The sequence below is a fragment of the Pseudomonas sp. 5.2 genome (assembly GCF_059025405.1).
Genome location: NZ_JBYBHH010000061.1, coordinates 1 through 469, shown reverse-complemented (window position 1 = coordinate 469; position 469 = coordinate 1). Strand labels below are relative to the sequence as shown.

Here is a 469-nt window from a genome sequence, read left to right as displayed (position 1 = left end):
GACCGGCAACGAAGGCGACTTGGTCAAAGTCACCATCACGGCTGATCAGGTTTCTGTTGCCGAGAACGTCAAACCAACGTTCACCGTTCACATCACCACTGCCCTGGCTCACGACCTGGTCGTGACGCTGAGCAACAACGCCACCGTCACTATCAAGGCCGGTGAAACCAGCGCGCCGTACACCCACGACGCGCAGGGCGATGACGTCTACAAAGACGCCGGTGAAATCGAGCTGGGCGTGAAGTCGGCAGCAGACATCGATGGCCGTGCCTTCGAGAATCTGCAGCTGGGCGACGCGGCGTCGGTCAAAGTGACTGACACCACCGACGATGTGGTGGCCAAACTGACTGCGACGCCTTCGGTCACCGAAGGTGGTGCAATCACCTACACCATCACTCTGACCAACAAAGACGGTCTGCCGATTGATAAACATTCGGCGCTGACCTTCACCCTGAGTGATGGCACCACC

The 469-nt window shown here is 58.6% G+C and carries 1 protein-coding gene; it reads left to right on the top strand.

Annotated features, from left to right (window positions below):
* The coding region (locus tag AC5PZ0_RS28300; RefSeq protein WP_493856217.1) for an immunoglobulin-like domain-containing protein at positions 1 to 469 on the top strand (469 nt) is incomplete at both ends.